The following is a 23,784-nucleotide window of genomic DNA, read 5'->3' as shown; positions in this document are numbered from 1 at the left end:
AAAATCAGCTCTTTTTCTTTTTTAAGCCAGTTAATCCACCTGAAATCAGTATAGTGGTATCAATTAAGGCAACAAATGGATCTAGTCCCGCAGGAACAGCCATATAACGTGGTTCCCAATGAGTTGCAAATTTGTCTTTAAAACGACGTAATCCTTGAAAATTATAAAACCGACCACCACGCCTAAATACTAACGCACCTAGCCTTTGAATTAATGGGGCTCCACGTCTTCTTTGCATGCCTGATAGAGGTACCATACCTAAACTAAAGTATTTAAATCCTTTTTCTTTGTAGTGTAGTATTAAACCAATCATTAAAAATTCCATGGTTAGTTTAGGAATATTTTGAGCAAACCGCATTAGATCGATGCTAGCAGAGTAATGTTGATTCGTTTCAAGTAAATTGACAAAAGCAATAATGTGACCTTCAAATTTGATTGCAGCAATAGTGAAATTATCCAAATATGGCTTTGAAAAAGATCCCAATGAAAATTGTTTTTCTTTGGAGCGTTTGTTTTTTAACCAGGTATCTGATATGACTTTTAACTCATCTAGTGGTGCAGTACCTGGCGCATAAAATTCAAGACTAAGCCCATCGCGTTGGCATCTATTCCAGGTATAACGAAGATCTTTATACCCTTTAGATGAAAGATTAAACTTTTCTAAATCAACTAAAGCTTCTTCGCCTAATTTTATGGTTCGCAAACCAATATCCATATAAAAAGGTAAATTATCAGCTTTAACTTGATAAAAAACTGGGCGAAGATGATGGGCATCACATAAATCTCGAAAAGCCCAAATTAAATCAGCACGTTTAGTATTATCGCCAATCGGATCATACAGTGCTACCATGCTTCTGCCTCGTTTGGCATACATAATAAAAGCAGTGTGAGATTCATTGAATAACAGTGATTTGTCGCCAGTCATGGCAAGTCCACCTTCTGGCTGCTCTGAATCTAAAATAATTTGATGAGCTTTGATGAACTCTTCACGTTTTGGACTATTTAAAATTGGCAAAGCAGGATGAAATAGCCAATAGAGCATAATACAAATTAATAAAATAAAACTACCCAAAGTTGCTCTTAATGCACGTGGCACTCGCGTATCTAGCTCAAATTGCCACCATAATGAGTGGCTATAAGGTACATCTTGATAAATAAATAATATTAACCATACAAGAACAGCAATTAAGCAAAAACAGACAGCAAATGATTTAAGAGGAAAAGGTAATACATTTAATCGACTTTTGCGATAAAAAGCGTGTCTAAAATGGATTAATAACACCGCAATAGCTAATAAAGTCCCAGCTTCTATCCAGTGTAAACCACGTAAAAGTGAGCAGATGCTACCTAAAAACAATAAAATTATCGAAGCACCCCAAGCCGAATAAAGTCTTCGGCGTATACCCACTGCCAATAGTAAACATAAAACACCGATTAAACTCGCGACTAGATGAGCAATATTAATTATTTTATTGGGAATAAATGTATTGACTAAGTAGTGATTAAATCCAGGAAGAACACTTGAAAACATCATCACTACACCAGCAAAAAACACAGCCGCAGCCATAATAATTGCAGCAATACCGGTTTCTGTTTCTTTAACTTCAGGCATAGTAAAAAGGTGCTTGCTTTCATTTATTAAAAGTAAAAAACTCGCTATAACAAGTGGTATTAAAATATAAATAATACGATAAATAATTAACGCAACGGTTAATGACGCAGCCCCAATTTCAGATGAAAATGCAGCCAAAATTACTGCTTCAAATACCCCTACACCACCAGGAATATGGCTTAATACTCCAGCAACTAAAGCCAAAATATAAATCATAATAAAAGTAGTAAAATGTGGTTGTATTGGTAATAAAAAGTAAAGAATTGCCCCAGCTAAAACAGTATCGATTAAAGAAATTACAAATTGGTAAGATGCAAGGTGTAAATTAGGTAAACGTATCGACCAGTGAAATAGTTGGAATAATTGAGTATTTTTATTCGGTTTTGTTTCTAATCGATTGCAATATAAAAAGATTAGTATACCTGCATAAAAACAAATTATGCCACTCGAAATTAACCTCACACTATTTTGTGATAAATGCAATGCCAGACTGGTATTTTTAGTATTCATTAAGGCGGCTAGTGTGGCCAGTAGGGGTAGGGTAAATCCTAATGATAACGTAACAAATATTGACATTCTAGCTACGTCGATAGTTGTTAATCCTTGTTTGAAATATAATCGGCATCGAATCGCACCTCCAGATAGCGCAGATAAACCGATCGCATTACCAATGGCTGAAGCACAAATACCACCAAGCGTTATAACTGATGGCTTTAATTTTACACCTGCATATCGTGCTGCAGACCATTCGCAGCCAATAAGTATCAAATAACTACCTATAGCGGATAAGCAAGCAAATAAAATAGATTTAAATGAAAGTTTGTCAACCGCATTTTTTAAATCACATAGATTAATATCTTTAAGTAGATGCCAGCATAAAATAAGTGCAACAAAGAAGATGGATAATCCAAACAATAACGTTATAAATTGACGATAGCGAGTGAAGTATTCTATTAATTGCCAAGGTAGAACTTTACGCGCTAATATTTTCACGAGAACAACTCCGATACTTGCTTTAATAGGATTTCTAGATTGGCGCATTCTACCGTTGCAAACTAATGAAAACAATCGAGAGAAACTAAAGGAAATTTAAAAAAAACATTAATTATTAGCCTTTTTTTACAATAATTGACTATTTATTGAATATTTAATAGGCATAAAACTTCAACTAATGGAATTGGATTCATGTATATTGTTAAAAACAAATCAGAGAATAATGAATTATCTAATAAGTTAATATTCTCAATTTTAATTAAATTAATAACAATCTAATTGTGGTAACCTATTTAAGTTATGATTAGCATAATCTTTACTAAAATTTTTAAATTACTATTTTCATATCAATTAAATGGATAATTATAAATTAAATGAACGCAAACCAACCAATTGAATTAACACAAGAACAACATCAGATTATTGAAAAAATAAAAGCTTATGTTAAGCAAAAACTTGCAAACGATTTCTCAGGTCATGACATGGCACATATTGAGCGCGTAGTTGGATTAGCAAAAAAAATCTTACCTTATGAACCAAAAGCTAATGCTTTTATCGTAATTTTAAGTGCCTATTTACATGATGTCATTGATGAAAAAGTTGTTAATGACGTCAATCAAGCGACAGATGAATTATATAGCTATCTAAATTCACTTAATATTTTAAGTGATGATATAAAAATGGTATTTGATATCATTGAAAATATGTCTTACCGAAAAAATCTAACTGGCAAAAAAACATTATCATTAGAAGGGCAAATTGTACAAGATGCTGATCGCTTAGATGCTATTGGCGCAATAGGCATAGGACGAACATTTTATTATGGAGGTAATAAACATAATATTATGTACGATCCGTCTATTTTACCAAGAACGGTTATCAGTGAAGAAAATTATAAATTACCCAATACTGTGATAAATCATTTTTATGAAAAATTGTTTCTACTTAAAGATATGATGAACACAGAAAAGGCCAAAAAACTGGCTATACCAAGACATAGTTTGTTAGTTGAGTTTGTTAAACAATTTGAAAAAGAGTGGCAGGGTAAAGATTAATGTTACAGTGATCTATTTATTGATGACCATGATCTTAACGTTATAAATTAACTAATATATTTTAAATACTATGTCTGTAACTAATAAAAACCTTATTTATCAATAAAAATAAGATTTTTATTGTTTGATTTAGCGGTTTTCGATAAGAAGATCTCTACCTCGTATCAAAAAGGAACAGGTGCGTCAATTAACCATAGTAAAGTTGGTAATGTTATCAAACTTAACAATGTACTCATTAATGTTGCACTTGAAACCAGTTCTGGATTGGTATCAAATTGTACTGACATTAGAGTGGTATTAGCAGCGCTTGGCATTGCTGCTAATACAATTAATACTTGCTTATAAATAGGTAAAATTGGCATAAAGTAAACCATACAAGTGGCGACCAATGGTGAAATTATCATGCGGGTTAATAATGAAAATGAAAGTTTAGGGTAATCAAGCTGTGTGATCTTTATTTTAGCCAATTGCATTCCTAAAATAATCATAATAACTACAATAGATGAATCCCCAATCATGCCAATAGAGGTCATAATTGATTTAGATAACGGTATATGGCATAACTGGAAAATGATACCTAAAAACGCACCGTAAGCAACAGGCATACGAATTACTTTATTAATGACATCTTTTTGGTTAACAATATCACTATGAGAACTCCCTTTCACTGCATAATAAATACCAACCGTACTCATTACAAATTGTTGTAACACCATCATAATTACACCAAGATCAAACCCAGTACTGCCAAAGAAAACTAATAGTACAGGTGTACCGTAATTACCGTTATTCATAAAACAAGAGCTTAAAATCATGGCACAACGTTCTTTAGTCGAATATTTCATGATTATTGACCAAATTGAGATGATGCATACTAATGATAAGCAAAGTCCTAAAATATAAAAAATGTAATATAAATAATCAATGGTCAGAGTATGGGTATAAAAGGTTTTAAATGCTAAAAAAGGGGAAAGCACATACAATGACATTTTTGAAAGATTAGCAACGTCAAATTTTAATATTTTTTGGGAAATAAAACCGACAATAAAAATACAAAAAATGGGAAACAAAATAATAAAAAATTTCATAAATCATATCCAAGATTTACTAATTAATTTAGTAATTCAATAGCGTTAACAATTGATTCTCGTAATTGATAACAGGTACTATCATCAAGTGCGTTATTATTTTTATCGGTTAAGATAAATAAATCCTCAACATGTTCGCCGATAGTTGCAATTTTAGCACTACTTAATGATAAATCTAAATTGGCAAATACTTCACCGACACATGCAAGTAATCCAGGTCTATCTAACGCAATGAGTTCCATGTATGTTTGCCTTTCATTGAAAGCAGATAAAAAATTAACTTGTGTTGGTACCGAAAACGATCGTAATCTTTGTTTGGGTGGTTTGACTGTCACACCTTTGTAAACCGGTTGTTTAAGTGCTTTAGTGAGCGCTTGTATAATGCTTAGATGCCTATCCTTTTGTAATGTTTGTCCATTTGGCTCTAGTACAATAAATGTATCAAGTGCAAATCCTTTTTTATTTGTAATAATTAGGGCATCATGGATGCTTAAGTTATGATTGTTAAGAGTATTACATACTGTAGCAAACAGATAAGGTCTATCAGGCGAATAAATAATTATTTCAGTACCACCATGGTAAGGATTTGGATTAATCGATACTAGTATTTGGTTTAAATCATGCGGTAATAAATTTTGTACATGCCAGACAATTTGTTCTGTGGTATACCTTAGAAAATAGTCAATGCGATAATCTAACCAAAGATTTTTTATTTGCTGTTCATCATAATTTTGTTTAAGTAAGATGGCTAATGCTTCTTGCTTATGTTGACGAGCAATACTTCGTTGCTCTGGTATTTGATGAATACCAGAATCAAACGACCGTTTTGCTGTTTCATACAGTTGGCGCATTAAGCTCTGTTTCCAACTATTCCAAAGGGTTTCATTTGTTGCGCAGACATCAGCAACAGTCAAGCACAGTAAATATTGTAACCGTCGCTCACTTTTCACAATTTGAATAAATTCGCTGATAACTGCTGGATCTTGCAAATCACGGTTTTGAGCCGTTACTGACATAAGTAGGTGATAACGTACTAACCAAATGATTAAATCTGTATCTCTAGGCTCTAATTCATGTAATTGGCAAAATTTTTCTACTAATTTGGCACCAATTTCGGAGTGGTCACCATGACGGCCTTTACCGATATCATGGAATAAACCAGTAATAACCAGTAGCTCCGGTTTAGATAATTTAGCAAAAACTTTAGAACTATTAGGGTGTCTTTTTTTGCCTGATTCTGTTTTAAAACTGTCAAGTTCAAGCAATAAGCGAATGGTATGTTCATCAACAGTGTAAGCATGGAACAGATCAAACTGCATCATTCCCGCAATATGTTTCCAACCTGGTATATAGGCAGTAAGGATACCATATTGATGCATTGGTAAGATTGCTTTTTTTATTGCATCTGGGTGTTTAATAATTTTCATAAACAGTGATCTTGCTTTGGCATCTTCACTGAGCAGTGTGGTTAACTTTCTTCGCGCTGAACGTAATTGTCTAATCGTATTTGAATAAAGTCCAATAATTTGTGGATTAAGCAATATAGTATAAAAAAGTTGCAGAATCATAACTGGATCTTTTTTAAATAAATTATCATCTTTTACATCAATGAGTTTCTCCCTAATTTGGAAATATTGATCAATATCATATATTTTATTTTGTGGATTAAGTTCCAGTATAGATTCATCAAACAGTTGTAATAACATCTGATTGAGTTCAGTAATATTGTGGGCAACACGATAATAATCATGCATCATTTTTTCGACTGGAGTATTACCTTGACCTTGGTAACCAAGCATATTAGCAATGCTTAACTGACGATCAAACAGTAAGCGGTTATCATAACGCGTTATGACACTATGTAGCGCAAAGCGGATACGCCATAAAAATTTTCGACATGTCTTAAAGTCTTCAATATCTTCGGGAGTCAAATAATCAAAGTGAGCTATTTTTTGTAAGAATTCTTCACCATAATGGCGAATTGCAATCCACTGTATGGTTTGCATATCACGAAGTCCACCAGGGCTATTTTTTAAATCAGGTTCGAGATTATAACTGGTACTATGATATTGCTTATGACGATCTTGTTGTTCTTTAACTTTAGCTCGGAAAAAAGTAGCTGAAGGCCAGATCTTATCACTAAAGATTTGTTTACGAAGTTCATCTAATAATGATTGACTACCAGCTATTATTCTTGATTCAAGCAAGTTCGTCATGGTGGTAATATCATTTTTTGCTTCTTGTATACAAGTCTTTAACGTTCTAACACTATGACCTATATCTAAATGAAGATCCCAAAGTAAACGAACTAAATCACTTATTCTTTGTTCGATATCTTTAGCACATGGATAATCACTTAATATTAATATATCGATATCCGATAATGGATGAAGTTCAGTTCGCCCATATCCACCAACGGCAATTAAAGCTATGCGATTTTGTTTGAAAAGAGAAGAGACTTGTTCAGGAATTTGAAAATAACGCCATAAACGTTGTAATAACTCATCAATAAAATGACTGCGTAAATGTACTAAAATATCAATATCGACATTTTGTTTAAATTGTGTGATAGACCATTGTTGAAAGTCATTAAGCTGCTGTTTTAGGTAGTTAATATTTATCTGTTCATCGCTAAAATTAAGCGGAGAATTCGAGTAAAGCGCATGCATTTGAGTCATAGTCATCAGATCAAATTAAGATGATTCATTCGCCATATCGTTACCTGATTTTAAAGTGCTGTCAAGTTACAATTATTTGAATTGTTTATAAGTTTTAAATAGCAATTCTTACTATTTAATTAATAAACAATGTTAAGCAAATTGGTCAATTAATGGATGTTAGATTACTATTTTATGTGATAACCAATTAATTATTAAATAATAAATATTAATAATCATTTTATAAATTACAAAAACGATTATTAGTATTTTTATACAAATTTTATAAATAAAAAGGAACTTTAAAGGTTCCTTTTGTAAAAAAGTTTGAGGTTAACTATACGTTTAAGTAAAAAACTATAATTTAAAATCACTCAAATCGTCTTCATTAATTTCAGAGTCAATTTGTCCAACTAAATAAGAACTCATTTCAGCTTCTTGAGGAGCAACTTGAACATTGTCTGAAACAAGCCAGTTGTTAATCCATGGGATTGGATTGGACTTGACTTGGAAGGGTAATTTTAGTCCAACTGCTTGCATACGGATATTTGTGATATATTCTACATATTGGCATAAAATATCTTTGTTTAGACCAATCATTGAACCACTTTCAAATAAGTATCCAGCCCACTCTTTTTCTTGATTTGCCGCTTGCAAAAATAGATCGTAGCAATCTTGTTCACATTCCTTGGCAATTTCAGCCATTTCAGGATCATCTTCACCACTGCGTAGAGTGTTGATCATAAATTGAGTACCAGTTAAATGCAGAGCTTCGTCACGAGCAATAAGTTTGATAATTTTAGCATTACCTTCCATTAATTCACGTTCCGCAAAGGCAAAAGAACAAGCAAAACTGACATAAAAACGAATGGCTTCAAGTGCATTAACACTCATTAAGCAAAGATAAAGCTTTCTTTTAAGTTCACGCAGATCAATGGTTATGGTGCGGTTGTTAACGGTGTGTTTACCTTCACCTAATAAATTGTAGTAACTTGCATAACTGATAAGATCATCATAATAGCCAGCAATATCGCCTGCACGTTTTTGAATCTCTTTATTTGTGACAATATCATCAAAAACAACCGAAGGATCATTAACAATGTTACGAATGATATGTGTATATGAACGAGAGTGAATGGTTTCTGAAAATGACCAAGTTTCAACCCACGTTTCTAGTTCAGGAATAGAAATGAGCGGAAGTAGAGCTACGTTTGGGCTACGGCCTTGAATTGAATCGAGTAAGGTTTGATATTTTAAATTACTAATAAATATATGTTTTTCATGTTCTGGCAAAGCGGCATAATCAATACGGTCTTGTGAGATATCCACTTCTTCAGGTCGCCAGAAGAAAGAAAGTTGTTTTTCGATTAATTTTTCGAACATTTCATATTTTTGTTGATCATAACGTGCAACATTTACAGGTTGACCAAGAAACATTGGCTCCTTAAGTTGATCATTATGTACATGCGAAAAGGTACTGTAATTCATACTCATAAAATAACTCCTAATTGAGTTTGGTTGCTTTTACCGCCACCTTTCGTCATTAGAAAAGAGGTGGATTATTAGAGGATTATTAACCCTCTAAATACGATACTATGTATCAATGTTTCTATAATAAAAGTTAATTAAATTTTACAAGCTCCACCTTCACAGCCATCATCACTTCCAGTTAATGCGATATCACCCTGAATATCTTCAGCACCATCACGGGTATTATGATAATAGAGTGTTTTTACACCAAATTTATAAGCAGTGAGTAAATCGGCTAATAGTTGTTTCATTGGTACTTTATCGTTTGGAAATTTAGTTGGATCATAATTAGTATTGGCAGAAATAGATTGATCTATAAATTTCTGCATAATTCCAACTAAATGCAAATAACCTGTATTATTTGGAATTTGCCATAGCAATTCATAAGCATTTTTTAGATTTTCTAAATCGGGTACGACTTGTCTTAAAATACCATCTTTTGATGCTTTAACACTGATATAACCGCGAGGAGGTTCAATACCATTAGTTGCATTTGAAATTTGTGATGAAGTTTCTGACGGCATTAATGCTGATAAAGTCGAGTTACGTAAACCATAAGTTTTTATTGATTTACGTAATGATTCCCAATCATAATGTAGCGGTTCGTTGCTAATGGTGTCTAAATCTTTTTTATAAGTATCAATCGGTAAAATACCTTGTGAGTAGGTTGTTTCATTAAATAATGAGCAAGCACCTTTTTCTTTTGCTAAATTGTTAGAAGCTTTTAGTAAATAATATTGCATAGCTTCAAAAGTGCGGTGGGTTAAATTATTGGCACTGCCGTCCGAATATTTAACGCCATGTTTAGCTAAATAGTAGGCATAGTTGATCACGCCAACACCTAATGTTCGACGATTGATCGATGAGTTACGGGCAGCGGGTACGGGGTAATCTTGATAGTCAAGTAATGAGTCAAGGGCTCTTACGGTTAGATCTGCTAATTCTTCAAAATCATCAAGAGAGTCAATTTTGCCTAAGTTGAAAGCTGACAGAGTGCAAAGTGCGATTTCCCCTTTTTCATCATCAACATTATTAAGTGGTTTAGTTGGTAATGCAATTTCCATACATAAATTGGATTGATGAACGGGTGCTAATTGTGCATTGAATGGACTATGCGTATTACAATGATCAACATTTTGTATATAAATTCGACCAGTTGATGCACGTTCTTGCATTAACAATGAAAATAGTTCAATAGCTTTTACCACACGTTTACGGATAGTTACATCTTGTTCATATTGATGATAGAGTGTTTCGAATTTATCTTGATCTGCAAAAAATGCATCATAAAGTCCAGGTACATCTGATGGACTAAATAGTGTTATATTTTCGTTTTTAATCAGCCGTTGATACATTAACTTATTAATTTGAACACCATAATCCAAATGACGAACTCGGTTTTCTTCAACACCACGGTTATTTCGTAAAACAAGTAAACTTTCAACTTCTAAATGCCATATTGGATAAAATACGGTAGCTGCACCACCACGCACACCACCTTGTGAACATGATTTAACAGCAGTTTGAAAATATTTATAAAATGGAATACATCCGGTATGAAAAGCTTCACCCCCACGAATTGAGCTTCCTAAGGCGCGAATACGCCCCGCATTGACGCCAATTCCTGCGCGTTGTGATACATATTTGACAATTGCACTCGCCGTTGCATTGATTGAATCTAAACTATCATCGCATTCAATAAGGACACATGAACTAAATTGACGCGTAGGGGTCCTAACGCCTGCCATAATGGGTGTTGGCAATGAAATTTTAAATGTTGATACTGCATCATAAAAGCGTTTGATATAATCAAGTCGAGTCTCTTTTGGGTAATTAGCAAACAGGCAAGCTGCAACTAAAATATACAAAAACTGTGCACTTTCATAAATTTCACCTGATACGCGATTTTGTACCAAATATTTACCTTCCAGCTGCTTAACTGCTGCGTAGGAAAAAGACATATCTCGCCAGTGATCAATCATCTTATCCATTTGTGCAAACTCTTCTTGAGTATAATCTTCAAGTAAATGTTTGTCATAGCGTTTACTATCAACTAATTTTTTTACGTGTTCAAAAAGAGGCGGTGGTGTAAATTGATTGTAAGCTTTTTTTCGTAAATGAAAAATTGCTAAACGAGCTGCTAAATATTGATAATCTGGTGTTTCTTGTGAAATTAGATCGGCTGCGGCTCGAATAATTGTTTCATGAATATCAGATGTACGAATACCATCATAAAATTGGATATGTGAGCGCAATTCAACTTGTGAAACTGAAACATTCTCTAATCCTTCGGCAGCCCAAGTAATTACTTTATGTATTTTATCAAGATTAATAGGTTCTTTTTTGCCATCTCGTTTAGTGACGAGTATTGATTTATTCATTTTTCATCCAATATTTTGTGTGTTTTGTGGAGGCTATAATAATTGATATTTGTCAAAATATACAATATATAGTGCCTATTAATTAATTAATTACTATATATGGTATATTTATTAAATTGTATTGGTTATTTTACAAACTAAAAATAGCTAGCGAATTTTTAAATAATTGATAATTATATAATATATAATGATGATAAAGTGAGATGACTGCTAAAATGAACAAAAAAATTATTATAGAAGAATTACCTATCAATATTTTTTTGAAGTTATTATTTAAGGGTTAACATTCAAAAAAATAAGCTCTATTTATAAATAGAGCTTAAAAAGTTACTAATGCTTTATTTAGGTATTGAGGCGCATACACCATTTTTATTTTCTTTTTCGTTCGGACGACAGTGATATATACCTGAATCAATATGTAAGTCACAAACTTGCCCTTCACCGTCATCTCCTGCGGTTGGTTCCCATACATAAAAGCGTTTGTAACTGCCATTTTTATGAGGTGCAAAAGAGCCTGGATAAGATTGTTGATTTGCATCACCCCATTCACTGAATAATGTTCCGATTTCACGTGAAAGTTGTGCTTCACCTTTTGATCCTAAAACAGCATTACTTATTTCCTCAGCATTACTCAATTCATAATGACCTTTTTTAGTTGCACATTCAGCAACAACCTCTGCGACTTCACCTGTTAATGCTTTATATACGTCTCCATCAATTCTTTGTTTCCAAGCATCGAACCACTTAGTTAAAGTGAATGTATATTGAATTGTTTTATTGTTTGTTTTATTTACTCCTTCAATAATAACTTTATACCCTTTGCCTGAACCGATAACATACTCCCAAGCTTTTTCTGTATCTTGAGCATCTGGTCCGTTAAACAATACTGTAACTACATTCGCATCACTGTCATCAATATTAACAAGTTCGCTACCTTGCTTTACATGCCAATTATAATTATTGACGATGCCATTTCTAGATAAAAGTAGATCAAATTTAGCACCATAAAAACCAGTAGTTGGAAAGTTTTTAGTTGGATCTATATTGGATTGAGTTAAAAAACCATATTTTGGATCCCACTGATTTTTGTCACTACCAGTGACAGCATTAGGATTTAATTCAGGTCTGGCAGAGCATACGCCAACATCTTCAACAACTGTATATGTTACCGATGGCTGAATATTGATAATGCTATTAGGATAGGTATTATTATTTGGGTCACCGTATTTAGAAAATAAAACTAAATTAGCAGATAATTTGACTTTAAATGGTGCATACTTATTTTGAGTAGATAGTGAACAAAACGAATCAGTGTCTTTTGGGATAAATTCAATATCATTATTGTTAGCATCTGTATAGTACCATACCATACTAATATCGCCGTCAACACCTAGATAATCTAATTCATCCCCATCTCTATCAAAAAATTGGTTTTCATTAGGTTGTTTAATCCATGCAGGTGCGAATCGATTAATAAATGGATAGGCAATTGGAATCGATATTTCAGCAATTTCTTTATGACCATAATAAATGTTATCATCAATAACTAAACCAAATAACTCCAAATTATCAATATTCATCTCCATTTCTTGCGATAAAGATGGACGCATCCCTTGGATTGTTTGTGCTGTTTGTGCTGTAAAATATCCATAACTGCTGGTAGAAAATTGCATCAAAAAAAATGTATAAGTAATTCTTTTTATATGACGAGTAACTGTTATTAATTTCACTATTTTATATCTTTCATTCAATATTTACTGGATAAAATAAAGTTTATTTACATATCTTTATTTATATTTACAAAGAATTATAAATTAATTATTAAGTTTAATTGGAAAGAAAAAACACTTAAATAATAGTTTATTCATGTGATTAATTGATGCAGGGTATTATCAATAGGATTAAAATCTTTTTAAAACTCATAATGAAGTTAACCATTACTAATTGTTGTGTTGATAATTTTTAGTTATGAATGTGTAAGTGAAAGATATAAAGAAAAGAACTACGATTTAAATGATAATGACCATCTAAGAATTAATAGTCATCGTTATTCACAAAAGCATTACTAATTTTTATGTTTATATATCGATTTACAAGCACCATTTTTATATTCTTATCCTCATATCGGCAACGATATTTAACATATGATAAAAGTATGTCACTAGGTATATTGTTCAGTTTATTTGAAAAAAAAGTATTAAAATAAAAAATAGATTATTAAAGGGATGAAATTTTTCTATATTCAATTGAGTTAAAAAATTTTTTTGTAATTATATGTAACCAACTATTATTGAAGTTATTTCAATGAAATAAAGAATATAAAACTTATTGAGAAAAGAAAGATCATTCAAACGACAATGACCATCTGTTTATAGATGGTCATTATTATTTAAATGAAAGTTGCGATATTTAGTTATTTAGGTATTGAAATACAAACACCATTCTTATCTTCATCTAAATTTTTACGACAATGATATACACCATCATCAAGGTGTATGTCACAATACGCACCCGTATGATCTTTTCCTCCTGTTGGTTCCCATACATAAAAGCGTTTGAATCTGTCTTTGCTTCTTTTATAAGGACCAAAAGAGCCAGGATAAGATTCTTGAGTTGCGTCACCCCATTCACTAAGCAGTCTACCTATTTCACGTGTAAATTGAACATCACCTTTTTTTCCTACAAGTGCATTACTTATTTCATCCGAATGAGTTAAACGATAATTCCCCGGTTTAGCTCGACATGCGTCTACTACATTTGTGACTTTATCTCTCAATGGGGCGTATATATCTTTATCATTGCCTTGTTTCCAAACATCAAACCACTTGTTGATGGTAAATGCATATTGAATTATTTTATCATTTTTTAAATTTTTTCCCTCAATGATAACTGTGTAACCTTTGCCCGAACCCATAACGAGTGTCCAAGCTTTTCCTGGGTCCTTTGCTGCACTAGTATTAAATCTTACCGTTACTACATCAGCATCATGGGTAATCGAGACAAGCTCGCTACCTTGTTTTATACGCCATGAGTAGTCTGAAGCAACTCCCTTTTTGGATAAAAGTAGATCAAATTTAGCGCCATAAAAACCTGTATTTGGAAAGTTTTGTGAAGGATCGGTATTAGACTGAATTAAAAAACCAACTGTCGGTTTCCATTGATCTTTAGCACTAGCACCAACTTTACTAGGATTTAATTCTGGCTGCGCGTAGCAGAAACCAACATCCTCTAAAATAGTAAATGTTGCCGATGGTTTTTTTTGAATTTCTTTATTAGGATAAGTATTATAACTAGGATCGCCGTGTTCGGAAAATAAGACTAAATCAGTAGATAATTTAACTGTAATAGGAGCATAATGTCCAAGAGCAGCCATTGAACAAAACGTTTCATCATCTTGGGGTGTAAAAGGTACTGGTTTCCCTGATGCATCAGTATAGTACCATTGCATTTCTATATCTTTTATAGGATCAATTGGTGTTATATAAGATAACTTATCACCATCCCTATCAAAATATTCATGTTCAGCGGGTTGTTTTATCTTTGCTGGTACAATTTTGTTTTTAAACGGATAACTAACTGAAATAGGTAATTCATCTATTTCTTTCTGACCATAATAACTTTTATTACCAACACGCAAACCAAATAACGGTTTTAATTCACCAGTATTTTTTAAATCATTTTCTAATTCTTCTGATAGTCTTGGTACGGTTCCTTGAATTGTTTTAGCAGTTTCGACAGTTAAGTTAGCATAACTTAACTGAAAAAAAGGTAATAGCAACAGCGCATACCTAGTTGTTTTTAAGGATCTGATCATTGTATTCACTTTCATGTTTAAAATTGTTAATTGTTACTTTTATTATTTAAATATTTGTTTTATATATATTATGTATTGTTTTTTAAATTAATCATTCAAAATACAGAATAATTAGTAAGCTGATTATAATAAAAATAATATAGCTAGTCGATCAATTATGTTTAAAAATCATCTTTTTTTTTAATTTTTATCAATTATTTTTTATTTAAAGTATAAAAATTAGTTATATAGCCAATACTAGCATGTAGAAATAAGTTACATATATGCAGTTAATTCCATCGTAACTCATAAGAATTTTCGAATAAATAATATTTTTGTCAATTTTTGTTTATGTAAAATATTAGAATTTATTTTATATACAGTGGTAATCTGTCTTAATGTAAATGATTCAGATTATTAACCGTGTTGAATCATAATGAAATTTAGAATATTAACCAGAAAAGTTAAAATACTTTAGGTAATAAATTAAATATCTTTGGAAGCTTTTTCATGAATTGATTGTGATAATATAAAAACACAACAATAGTTTATGATGATTGATCTTTATGAATAGATTGTGAGTACATTAAGTTTAGAATTTATATCAGTAAACAATCATTAAATTGAAAGTATCACTAGGTTTAGCATACTATTTAGAATCACCTATACGCTAATAGAGATTCATTCTATAATTTCATCAGATAGAAAGTAATCATTTCGCCATGAGATGACCGCTTTTTAGGCTATTTTAATCTTTTGGGGATTTATAACGTTGAATCGGGCTTGCCTGATTTTGCGATTCTAACCAAGCAAGTTTGTCACTATAATTTTTTTCGGCTCCCCGCGTGCTTGGATAATAATATTTGCTTTCGGCTAATTCAGGTGGAAAGTAATTTTCTCCGGCTGCAAACGCATTAGGTTCATCATGAGCATAACGATACTGAGCACCGTAACCTAACTTTTTCATTAAATTTGTTGGTGCATTACGTAAATGTTCTGGAACATCATAATCAGGCTTTGATTGTGCATCAAGCATAGCTTGCTTAAATGCTAAATACACGGCATTACTTTTAGGTGCACAAGCAAGATAGACAATTGCTTGGGCGATAGCTCGTTCACCTTCAGCTGGGCCAACTCGTGTAAAGCAATCCCATGCAGCGAGCGCAACTTGCATTGCTCTTGGATCGGCATTACCTACATCTTCTGACGCTATGGCTAATAATCGACGGGCAACATAAAGTGGATCACCACCTGCAGAAATGATTCTAGCATACCAATAGAGCGCAGCGTCAGGCGCAGAACCCCGGATAGATTTGTGAACGGCAGAAATTAAATCATAATAACGATCACCTTGATTATCAAATCGAGCACTACGCTCACCTATCACTTCTTTGAGTAATGCAGGTGTAAGCGGTTGTCCGTCGGACATATCTACTAAAAGTTCAAGAGTATTTAGGGCGCGTCGAGCATCTCCACCCACAAATTCAGCGATCTGTTTTTTGGTTTCATCGGGTAGCTCAATGTTATACTTACCATATCCGCGCTGTGGATCATCCATTGCTTGTTGTAAAATTAACTCAATGTCATTTGTGGTTAATGATTTAAGCAGATACACACGAGCGCGAGATAATAATGCAGAATTTAATTCAAATGAAGGGTTTTCAGTGGTAGCTCCTATAAATGTTACAGTACCATTTTCAACATAGGGTAAAAATGCATCTTGCTGGCTTTTATTAAATCGGTGTACTTCATCAACAAATAAAATAGTACGAATACCTGCTTGTTGATTGATTTTTGCTCTTTCAATGGCCTCACGAATATCTTTGATTCCTGACGTTACTGCTGAAATTCTTTCGACTTTAGCGTTAGCATGATGGGCAATGATCTCAGCAAGAGTTGTTTTACCTGTACCTGGCGGTCCCCATAAAATCATTGAATGTAAATTACCAGCTACAATTGCTTTGGGTAGTGGTTTGTTTGCCCCTAAAAGTTGTGTTTGACCAATATATTCTGATAACGTACGAGGACGCATTCTTGCCGCTAAGGGCTTAAATTCTTCTGTCGTAAATTCAAAAGACATACTAGGCATAACACATTGAATCCGGTTTTAGAAAGATATAGGTATTATATACTTGTTATATGAAATTAGTGAAAAAGAAAAGAAAATATCTTTTCCCGCTAACTAAAAAACAGTAATATTTTAAGCAAATTCAATTATCGAAGTTGATTTGAATATTGCCGAATAAAAGTACATAAGGATGAGTTATGAAAAAGTTTTTATTGTTAATGGGATTATTGACTAGCATATCAGTATGGGCTGGTGATAAAGAGCTGTTACAACAGCGTCTTGATAAAATTGATGGGTTTTATGCACATTTTTCTCAAGAAGTGAAAACAGCTGATAACCAATTAGTACAAGAGGGAAAAGGAGAGCTTTGGGTTACCAGACCTTATTATTTTAATTGGACAATGAACGAACCAGATGAAACTTCAATAATTTCTGATGGAACAAATATGTGGGTATATACGCCAGCGGTTGAGCAAGTAAGTGTCATGGATTTAAAAAAAGCAGTGGATAATCGATTGATGCTATTGATTACTGATAGTCGCAATGCCATTTGGAATGTTTATACTGTGACTCGTAAACAAGATTCATTTACATTAAAACCAACAGATGGATCCAATCAGGATTTTGTTATTTCGGTATTACCGACCGGTATGATTTCTAACTTTTCTATTATTGAAGAAGATGGGCAACGTAGCTACTATGAATTATCTAGCCAAAAACTTGGCAAAGTTGACTTAAGCAAATTTAAATTTACGCCACCAGCAGGTATAGCGATTGATGATCAGCGTTAGTTATATATAGAAATAATTATAGTGTGTAAATATTTATCTATATTTCTATTTAATTTTATTATGTTTAACCATTATCAATAAAGTTAGTGGTGAATATCAGAAATTTTATAGATCTTTAATAATCAAATCAGATAAAAGATTATTACTAAGTAAAATGTTAGTAAATATCTTTTATCTGAACTTAAATATCTCCATTCAACTTATCAATATAATCATTATGTGTCCTTGGGAAAAAATATGATGAGTTCTCTTTAAAACTATCAGTTTATTCAATATCTATATTGAATAATTTAGATTTAAAAAAATAGCTTTGATTTTTAATTCCCTAAATGACCAATAAAATAGTTTGCTATGTTACTTTATAGGAACATTTTTAAAGTATGCTAATGCTATATTGATTTAACTAATTTGTATTATCTAATATAAAAGAAACGTTTTTAGTATTTCCTCATAATGTTCAAAATAAGATTAAATGCCCTATTATTCGCTTGTTCTATATACAATATGAGCTCAGTTGATAAGGCCTATTAGTTAATAAGGCATAAAGAAGTAGAATAGTTATTCAAATTCATTTTCATTAATACTGACAACAGGGTTATCTGAAAACAGATAGTGATCGCGTTTAGTTTCAAAATCTTCACTCGCTGCATCAAATAACATTTTTTTTGTGTTTTCTAAATGTTGCCACATAGCTAGTTTAGCAGCTTTAGGATCGCGATTGATTAATGCCTCAAGAATTTTATCATGTTCTTCCCACCAGCTTTCAATATCTTGTTGCTGGACATGTTCATGGAGTTTTTTCCATAAAGGGTTTAATGTTCGCTGTCGCCATGTTTCTTCAACAATAGTTATTAAGGCCGTATTACGCGTAATCATGGCAATTTGTGTATGGAATTTAAGATCCCAATTAGAGTCACGATAATGATCTTCTTTTTTTGCATTGTGTTGAATTTCTAATAGATTAACAATATCATCTTTTGTGATCTGAGTTGCAGCAAACTCTGCAATATTACTTTCAATTAATTGACGAGCTTGTAACAATTCAAAAGGCCCTGTTGTAGCAAAATTCAGTCCATGTGAGTCAGCAATTATATTTATGGTTTGCTGTTTATTGGCAATAACATGTATACCAGAGCCTTTTCTAGCATCAACAAAACCTTCAACTTCTAACATTATAATCGCTTCTCTTACTACCGAACGACTGACTTTTAATTCTTCACAAATGAGTCTTTCCGACGGTAATTTACTGCCTACAAGATAAATGCCATTAATAATCCGGTTTTTTAATTCGGTAGCGATAACTTGATAAAGACGCTGATGTTCATTTTGTTCTTGGATCATAATAATTTTTGAGTAATTCCATAATTCGAGTTTGGTTCTTAAAATAACATCTAATTGCTTAGAGTTAAACAAGCTTGAATTAAAATTTTGTACCTTGTCAGATATTTCTTCAATAAGACGGACAAATTAGCAACCGCATTTTTATTGTGGTTATATGTTATGTTCTGTGATGTATGTCAACTTTTTAAGTTGACTGACATGTTAATATGCGCCAAAATTCATAATGTTTATGGAGCATAAAATGTACAAAACAATAAAAAATCTTCGCTGGTATATGATAGCGTTAGTGACTATTGGCACAATTCTTGGTTATTTAACTCGAAATTCAATTGCAGTTGCTGCCCCTGTGCTTAATGAAGTTATGGGTATGACAACTCAACAATATTCATATGTTGTTGCTGCTTATTCAGCTTGTTATACCGTAATGCAACCTGTAGCGGGGTATGTTCTTGACTTACTAGGCACACGCGTAGGTTATGCGGTATTTGCGTTATTATGGTCAATCTTCTGTATTAGTACTGCATTTTCTGGCAGTTGGGTGGGTCTTGCGTTTACTCGTGGAGCGGTTGGAGCTGCCGAAGCGGCTATGATCCCTGCTGGTTTAAAAGCAACAAGTGAATGGTTTCCAGCAAAAGAAAGGTCAATCGCTGTTGGTTGGTTTAATCTAGGATCATCCGTTGGAGCAATGATCGCACCGCCATTAGTTGCCGGAGCAATATGGTTACACAGTTGGCAATTAGCGTTTGTTATTTGTGGTTTACTTAGCTTTATTTGGGGGTTATTTTGGTTCGCTCTTTATCGTCATCCAACTAACCAAAAACGATTGTCAGAAGAAGAAAGAAAATACATTCTATCTGGGCAAGAAGTTAGTCACCAAACATCAAACACTACAAAATTACCTGCTTATAAAATCATAAGTACTCGTCGCTTTTGGGGCATTGCCATTCCAAGGTTTTTAGCTGAACCTGCATGGGGAACTTTTAACGCATGGATCCCATTATTTATGTCTACGGCTTATGGTTTTGACTTAAAACAGATTGCGATTTTTGCTTGGATGCCAATGTTGTTTGCTGATTTTGGTTGTATACTCGGTGGCTATATGGCGCCATTTTTCCAAAAATATTTTAACGTCAGTTTGATTAACTCGCGCAAATTAGTTGTTACTGTTGGTGGTGTATTAATGATTGCACCTGGGTTAATTGGGCTGTTTGCAAATCCTTATGTTGCTATCTTCTTATTTTGTATTGGTGGATTCGCTCACCAAGCATTATCGGGTGCATTGATTACATTATCATCCGATGTATTTGGTCGCAATGAAGTTGCAACTGCTAATGGTTTTACAGGTATGGCAGCATGGCTTGCTAGTACTATCTTTGCTTTAATTGTGGGAGCACTTGCGGAATCTGTTGGTTTTAGCCCATTATTTGTAATTTTAAGTTGCCTTGACCTTTTAGCTGCGTTAGCGGTATGGACAATTTTAAAAGCACCATCAACAACTGAGCAACAATAAATTAATCGAGTTGCGCATGTTATTGGCATGTGCAATTCAATATATTAAAACGGTTTATGGAGAATAATATGCGTTTTTTAACTGAAGACTTTTTACTTGATACTGAATTTTCTCGTCAACTTTATCACAATTATGCGGCACAACAGCCGATTTTTGATTATCACTGCCACTTACCACCAGAACAAATTGCACAAGATTATCAATTTAAAAATTTGTACGACATCTGGTTAAAAGGCGATCACTACAAATGGCGTGCCATGCGTACTAATGGTGTGCCGGAGAAATTTTGTACTGGCACCGAGGTAAATGATTTTGAAAAATTCAAAGCTTGGGCCGAAACTGTGCCTCATACAATCGGTAATCCACTTTATCATTGGACTCACTTAGAGTTACGTAGACCATTTGGCATCGATGATATTTTGTTGTCACCAACCACCGCTGAAACCATTTGGAACAAATGTAATGCAATGCTTGAAACTAAAGAATTTACTGCACGTAGCATTATGAAAAAAATGAACGTAAAAATGGTCGGCACAACTGATGATCCAATTGATGATTTGGTTCACCATAAAACCATTGCTCAAGATAGTTCATTTGATATTAAAGTTTTACCAAGTTGGCGACCAGATAAAGCGTTTAATATAGATTCTGAATTTTTTGTATCCTATATCGAAAAATTATCAGCTGTTTCGGATATTAATATCTTAAGTTTCCACCAACTTTGTCAGGCGTTAGCAAAACGTATGGATCATTTTGCTGCACATGGCTGTAAAGTTTCTGATCACGCCTTAGATACGGTGGTTTATGAAGAAGCGACAGAAAAAGAATTAGATGCAATTTTAACTAAACGACTAACTGGAGCAAATCTAACTTCGAAAGAAGTCGCTCAATTCAAGACTGCGGTTATCATTTATTTAGGCAGCGAATACAACAAACGTGGATGGGTTCAGCAATATCATATTGGCGCTTTACGTAATAACAATTCAAGAATGTTTAATCTAATGGGACCTGATGTTGGTTTTGATTCTATTAATGACTCACCTATTGCTCAACCATTATCCCGACTATTAGATGCACAAGCTAAACAAAATGCTCTACCTAAAACAATTCTCTATTGCTTAAATCCATCTGATAATGAGATTTTGGGTACGATGATAGGTAATTTCCAAGGAGAAGGAATACAAGGCAAAATGCAATTTGGTTCAGGCTGGTGGTTTAACGATCAAAAAGACGGCATGATTCGCCAAATGACTCAACTGGCTCAACTTGGTTTATTAAGTCGTTTTGTTGGAATGTTAACCGATAGCCGCAGTTTCCTTTCTTATACTCGTCATGAATATTTTAGACGCATTTTATGTCGTATGATTGGTCGTTGGGTAGAAGATGGTGAAGCACCTCGTGATATCGAGTTATTAGGTCAAATGGTCAAAAATATTAGTTTTGATAATGCGAAAAACTATTTTGGTATCGAATTAAATTAATATATTAGAGTAATAGTAATGAAAACATTGAACAGAATTGATTTCCCAGGCGCTAAATACACCACGCGTGTTGTACAATTTGGCGAAGGTAATTTTTTACGTGCATTTTTAGATTGGCAATTGGATATCTTAAATGAAAAAACCGATCTTGATGCGGGTGTAGCAATTATTCGCCCACTAAATACAGACTTTCCACCATCATTAAATACTCAAGATGGTTTATATACCACATTAATTCGTGGATTAAATGAACGCAATGAAACAGTAAAAGAATTTAGGATGATTCGTTCCGTTAATAGTGAGATAAATGTCTATACACAGTATGACCAGTATCTTGCATTAGCCAAAGATCCTAATATTCAATTTATTTTTTCTAACACCACTGAAGCTGGTATCAGCTATGTTGAAAGCGATAAACTTACAGACCAACCTGCTACAAGCTATCCAGCTAAATTAACGGCTTTCTTATATGAAAGATTTAACCATTTTTCTGGTAGCAAAGAGAGTGGTTTAATCATTATTCCATGTGAGTTAATTGATTATAATGGCGATGCTCTAAAAAAATTGGTCTTAAAATATGCTAACCAGTGGAATTTGTCAGACAAATTTATCAGTTGGTTAGAAAACGATAATGTATTTTGCTCAACATTGGTTGATAGAATTGTCCCTGGTTATCCTAAAGCTCAAATTTCTGAATTAGAATCGGAATTAGGTTATAAAGATAACTTTATTGATTCAGCAGAATATTTCTATCTTTTTGTTATCCAAGGTCCACAATGGCTAGCGCAAAAATTGAATTTGGATAAGTGCAACATTAATATCAAAATTGTCGATGATATTAAACCTTATAAAGAGCGTAAAGTTGCAATTTTAAATGGTGCGCATACAGCATTGGTTCCAGTCGCTTATCTAGCTGGAATTGATACGGTAGGCGAATCAATGAATGATTCGCAAATTTTAGAATATATTAAAGAGACAATTTTTGATGAAATTATTCCAGTTTTAGATTTGCCACATCAAGAATTAGTTGATTTTGCGCAGTCAGTTATCAATCGTTTTAAAAATCCATTTATTGAGCACCAACTAATGTCAATTGCTCTAAATAGTATGACCAAATTTAAAACACGTATACTTCCGCAATTGCTTGCTTACCAAAAAGCAAAAAGTGCATTACCTAAGCATTTAGTTTTTTCTTTTGCTGCTTTAATTGCTTTTTACCGAGGTGTAAGAAATAACCAAAATTATCCATTACAAGACGATGCAATTTGGTTAGAACGCTTTAGTACTGGCTGGACCAATGTCAGTAATGGTAATGAAACACTCGCACAATTAGTGGAAACAGTACTTAGTGATAGTGCTCATTGGGATTGCGATTTGCTAAATATTCCGCAATTAGCACAAACATTAACACAATATTTAACTGTCATTACTCAAGAAGGTATGCGCAGTGCAATTGAAAAATGTGTTACTGGTAGCAAATAAAA

14 protein-coding genes are annotated in these 23,784 nt (G+C 33.1%); 5 read left to right on the top strand and 9 right to left on the bottom strand.

Going from position 1 to position 23,784, the window contains the following annotated elements:
- Nucleotides 1-4 precede the first annotated feature (4 nt).
- On the bottom strand, nucleotides 5-2,653 hold the full coding sequence (gene mprF, locus GAPWK_RS11360; RefSeq protein WP_025316348.1) for a bifunctional lysylphosphatidylglycerol flippase/synthetase MprF: 2,649 nt from the start codon (nucleotides 2,651-2,653) through the stop codon (nucleotides 5-7).
- 326 nt (nucleotides 2,654-2,979) lie between these two features.
- On the opposite strand from mprF, the gene GAPWK_RS11355 reads away from it, so the two are divergent.
- The gene (locus tag GAPWK_RS11355; protein ID WP_025316347.1) at nucleotides 2,980-3,660 is read left to right on the top strand and encodes an HD domain-containing protein; all 681 of its coding nucleotides are present in this window, start codon (nucleotides 2,980-2,982) and stop codon (nucleotides 3,658-3,660) included.
- A 164-nt stretch (nucleotides 3,661-3,824) separates the two neighbouring features.
- Here the strand turns inward: GAPWK_RS11355 and GAPWK_RS11350 are convergent, their stop codons facing one another.
- The 7 genes from GAPWK_RS11350 to GAPWK_RS11320 form a co-directional block, all read right to left on the bottom strand.
- On the bottom strand, nucleotides 3,825-4,748 hold the full coding sequence (locus GAPWK_RS11350; protein ID WP_025316346.1) for an AEC family transporter: 924 nt from the start codon (nucleotides 4,746-4,748) through the stop codon (nucleotides 3,825-3,827).
- A 23-nt stretch (nucleotides 4,749-4,771) separates the two neighbouring features.
- On the bottom strand, nucleotides 4,772-7,426 hold the full coding sequence (gene glnD / locus GAPWK_RS11345) for a bifunctional uridylyltransferase/uridylyl-removing protein GlnD (protein WP_086301656.1): 2,655 nt from the start codon (nucleotides 7,424-7,426) through the stop codon (nucleotides 4,772-4,774).
- Between the two features lie 336 nt (nucleotides 7,427-7,762).
- Complete coding sequence (gene nrdB, locus GAPWK_RS11340) at nucleotides 7,763-8,893, bottom strand: class Ia ribonucleoside-diphosphate reductase subunit beta (RefSeq protein ID WP_025316345.1); 1,131 nt, start codon at nucleotides 8,891-8,893, stop codon at nucleotides 7,763-7,765.
- A 137-nt stretch (nucleotides 8,894-9,030) separates the two neighbouring features.
- Entirely contained in the window at nucleotides 9,031-11,316 is a 2,286-nt protein-coding gene (gene nrdA, locus GAPWK_RS11335) for a class 1a ribonucleoside-diphosphate reductase subunit alpha (protein WP_025316344.1), read from the bottom strand.
- A 338-nt stretch (nucleotides 11,317-11,654) separates the two neighbouring features.
- Complete coding sequence (locus GAPWK_RS11330; RefSeq protein ID WP_143422342.1) at nucleotides 11,655-13,046, bottom strand: hypothetical protein; 1,392 nt, start codon at nucleotides 13,044-13,046, stop codon at nucleotides 11,655-11,657.
- Nucleotides 13,047-13,729: 683 nt separating this feature from the next.
- A complete protein-coding gene (locus tag GAPWK_RS11325) occupies nucleotides 13,730-15,130 on the bottom strand; it encodes a hypothetical protein (protein WP_025316342.1) in 1,401 nt (466 codons plus the stop codon).
- A 727-nt stretch (nucleotides 15,131-15,857) separates the two neighbouring features.
- Entirely contained in the window at nucleotides 15,858-17,198 is a 1,341-nt protein-coding gene (locus GAPWK_RS11320; protein WP_025316341.1) for a replication-associated recombination protein A, read from the bottom strand.
- A gap of 176 nt (nucleotides 17,199-17,374) precedes the next feature.
- Between GAPWK_RS11320 and lolA the strand changes: the two genes are divergently transcribed.
- A complete protein-coding gene (gene lolA, locus GAPWK_RS11315; RefSeq protein ID WP_025316340.1) occupies nucleotides 17,375-17,968 on the top strand; it encodes an outer membrane lipoprotein chaperone LolA in 594 nt (197 codons plus the stop codon).
- A gap of 558 nt (nucleotides 17,969-18,526) precedes the next feature.
- Here the strand turns inward: lolA and exuR are convergent.
- The gene (exuR, locus tag GAPWK_RS11310) at nucleotides 18,527-19,309 is read right to left on the bottom strand and encodes a transcriptional regulator ExuR (RefSeq protein ID WP_025316339.1); all 783 of its coding nucleotides are present in this window, start codon (nucleotides 19,307-19,309) and stop codon (nucleotides 18,527-18,529) included.
- Between the two features lie 241 nt (nucleotides 19,310-19,550).
- On the opposite strand from exuR, the gene GAPWK_RS11305 reads away from it, so the two are divergent.
- The 3 genes from GAPWK_RS11305 (at nucleotide 19,551) to GAPWK_RS11295 (ending at nucleotide 23,782) form a co-directional block, all read left to right on the top strand.
- Nucleotides 19,551-20,819, top strand: coding sequence for an MFS transporter (locus GAPWK_RS11305; protein WP_025316338.1), 1,269 nt, complete (start codon nucleotides 19,551-19,553; stop codon nucleotides 20,817-20,819).
- A gap of 68 nt (nucleotides 20,820-20,887) precedes the next feature.
- On the top strand, nucleotides 20,888-22,300 hold the full coding sequence (gene uxaC, locus GAPWK_RS11300) for a glucuronate isomerase (protein WP_025316337.1): 1,413 nt from the start codon (nucleotides 20,888-20,890) through the stop codon (nucleotides 22,298-22,300).
- An 18-nt stretch (nucleotides 22,301-22,318) separates the two neighbouring features.
- Nucleotides 22,319-23,782, top strand: coding sequence for a tagaturonate reductase (locus GAPWK_RS11295; protein WP_025316336.1), 1,464 nt, complete (start codon nucleotides 22,319-22,321; stop codon nucleotides 23,780-23,782).
- Nucleotides 23,783-23,784: the final 2 nt, after the last annotated feature.

The sequence above is a fragment of the Gilliamella apicola genome (genome assembly GCF_000599985.1).
GTDB classification, from domain to species: domain Bacteria; phylum Pseudomonadota; class Gammaproteobacteria; order Enterobacterales; family Orbaceae; genus Gilliamella; species Gilliamella apicola.
The sequence above is the reverse complement of the archived record's forward strand: the minus strand, read 5'-3'. Positions and strand labels throughout refer to the sequence as shown.